The organism is Kutzneria sp. 744, assembly GCF_000568255.1.
Lineage (GTDB): Bacteria > Actinomycetota > Actinomycetes > Mycobacteriales > Pseudonocardiaceae > Kutzneria.
In genome coordinates this window covers 613,133-615,461 of the sequence record NZ_KK037166.1, presented here as the reverse complement: position 1 = coordinate 615,461, position 2,329 = coordinate 613,133, and the positions used below count along the sequence as shown (strand labels likewise).

At 73.0% G+C, this 2,329-nt stretch carries 3 protein-coding genes; all 3 read right to left on the bottom strand.

Annotated elements, in window-relative coordinates; all coding sequences use genetic code 11:
• Positions 1–1,396, bottom strand: a 1,396-nt coding sequence (locus KUTG_RS02785; protein WP_157494277.1) for a GNAT family N-acetyltransferase, incomplete at its 3' end; no start/stop codon positions are given.
• Entirely contained in the window at positions 1,393–2,007 is a 615-nt protein-coding gene (locus tag KUTG_RS02780) for a CBS domain-containing protein (protein ID WP_043714675.1), read from the bottom strand. The genes KUTG_RS02780 and KUTG_RS02785, both read right to left, overlap by 4 nt.
• Positions 2,008–2,009: 2 nt before the next feature.
• On the bottom strand, positions 2,010–2,329 hold a 320-nt coding region (locus KUTG_RS60605; protein ID WP_043714672.1), incomplete at its 5' end, for an adenine nucleotide alpha hydrolase family protein.

Below are 2,329 nucleotides of genomic sequence, written 5' to 3'. Positions count from 1 at the left end.
CCGTGGCGGTCAGCTCGGACAGCGTGTCCACGGCGATGACGCCGGCCTGCCGGAACAGCGCGTCGCGCGTGACGGCCGGGGTGGCGCTCGCGGCGGTGTGTGAGGCGGCGGCGCGGCGGGCGACCTCGCTGGTGCCGGTCCGCAGCGCGACGACGGGCTTGATCCGGCCGAGCCGCCGGGCCAGGCGGACGAACTTGCGGGGGTTGCCGAACGACTCCAGGTACAGCACCGCGACCCGCGTGGCCTCGTCGAATTCCCACCACCGCAGCATGTCGTTGCCGCTGACGTCGTACTTGTCGCCGGTCGAGACCATTGTCGACACTCCGAGGCCGGCCGCGGACAGCTGGTCGACCAGGGCGATGCCGGCCCCGCCGGACTGCGTGACCACGCCGATGTCGCCGGCTCGGGCCGGCCGGTCGGAGAACGAGGCGTCCAGGCGGATCGCCGGATCGGTGTTGACGACGCCGAGGCAGTTCGGCCCCACCATGCGGAAACCGCCGTTGTGGACGGTGTCCAGCACCGCGCCGTGCAGCTTCTCGTCGCCGGTGATGCCGGCAGTGATCACCACGACCGCCGGGACCTTCCGTGTCGCGCAGTCGGCGAGCACGAGGGGAACCGAGCCGGCCGGCACCGCGACCACGGCCAGGTCGGGCACCACCGGCAACTCCAGCACGGACGAGTAGCTGGGGACGCCGTCGATCTTGGCGGCGTGCGGGTTCACGGCCATGAGCCGACCGGTGAAGCCGCTGTCGACCAGCCGTCCGAGCACGGCGTGGCCGACCGTGCCGGCCGTGCGACCGGCGCCGACGACCGCGATGCTGCGCGGGCGGAGCAGCCGGGTCAGGCTGGCGATGTCGGCGCGGACCTCGCGGTCCGTCACGCTGTCCAGGTAGTGGTAGTCCGTGGTGAGCGGCAGCACCACCCGGATCTCCGGGCCTGCGCCGGCGACCTCGCACGGCAGCCCGAGGTCATGGAACACGCGGAGCATGCCGGCGTTCTCCGCCAACACATCCGCGACGAACCGGCGGACGCCGTGCTCGCGGGCCAACGACGCCAGGTGCTCCAGCAGCAGCGTGCCGACGCCGTGCGCCTGCTGTCGGTGATCGACGGCGAGCGCCACCTCCGCCTCGGCCGGATCGGCCACGACCTCGTAGGTGGCGACGCCGACCAGCGCACCGTCGACGTAGGCGCCGAGCGTGGCGTGCCGGACATCCTCAGCCGTGAGGTGCTCGGCGAAGGCGTTCAGGCGCGGCGGCCGCAGCGTGAAGAAGCGCAGGTAGGTGTCGCGCTCCGGCAACGCCTGGTGCAGCAGCCGGACGGCGCCGCTGTCCGCCGGCGTGAGGCGGCGGACGAGCGCCACCTGCCCGTCCGCCAACAGTGCACGCACGCCGCTCATCGCACCGACTCCCGACTGCGCACCCGCGCCTCGGCGACGCCAGGCACGGACTCGGCGATGACCTGCGCGACGTGCCGGTCGGTCGCGTCGTCGAAGTCGTCCACGATCTCGACCACGCCGTCGTGCACGGTGACCGCCCAGCGGTTCGTGCCGCCGTATCCGGCGAGGCGCGACTTCACGGCGATGAGCACCGTGCCGTCGTCCGTGGCGATGGCGCGCAGCAGGTCCCGGCGGGTGACGATGCCGACCACTCCGCGGCCGCTGTCCACCACGGGCACCGCACGCACGTGGTCGTCCAACATGATCCGCGCGATCGCCGAGGCATCGGTGCCCGGTGCGACGGCCACGGCCGGCGTGCTCATCAGCTCGGCGATGGTCTGCGCGGGATGCGCGTCGACATCCTCGTCCCGCCAGATGCGGGTGCGGGCGTCGACCGGGATGCGGTCGCGCAGCACGTCCGCCTCGGTGACCAGGCCCGCCAGGTGTCCGTTGTCGTCGACCACGGGGGCCGAGGTGAAGCCGTGCTCGGCCAGCAGCGCGGCGACCTCCTTGACCGGCTGGTCCGGGCGGACCGTGACCACCGGGCTGCTCATGACGTCCAGTGCCCTCATCGTCAGCTCCTCGCCGTGTCCAGTGCCGACGCCGCGAGCGCGACGTCGAGTGAGGTGTCGGGGCCGGCGATGACGACCGGGCAGGCCGCCTCGCGCAGCACCTTGCGGTAGATCCGGCCGCCGAGGCCGTGCTCGCGGTAGCCGATGACGACCATCGACGCGAACTGCGAGTGCCACGCCAGCGCCTCTGCCGGCGCGCAGGTCAACGTGTGCACCTGCACGGCCATCGCCGGGTAGCGGGCGGCGAACAGGGCGACGAGGTCGAACACGGAGTCGCGGTGCTCGGTGCTCGTCGCGCGGGGCTGGCAGTGCACGACCCGGA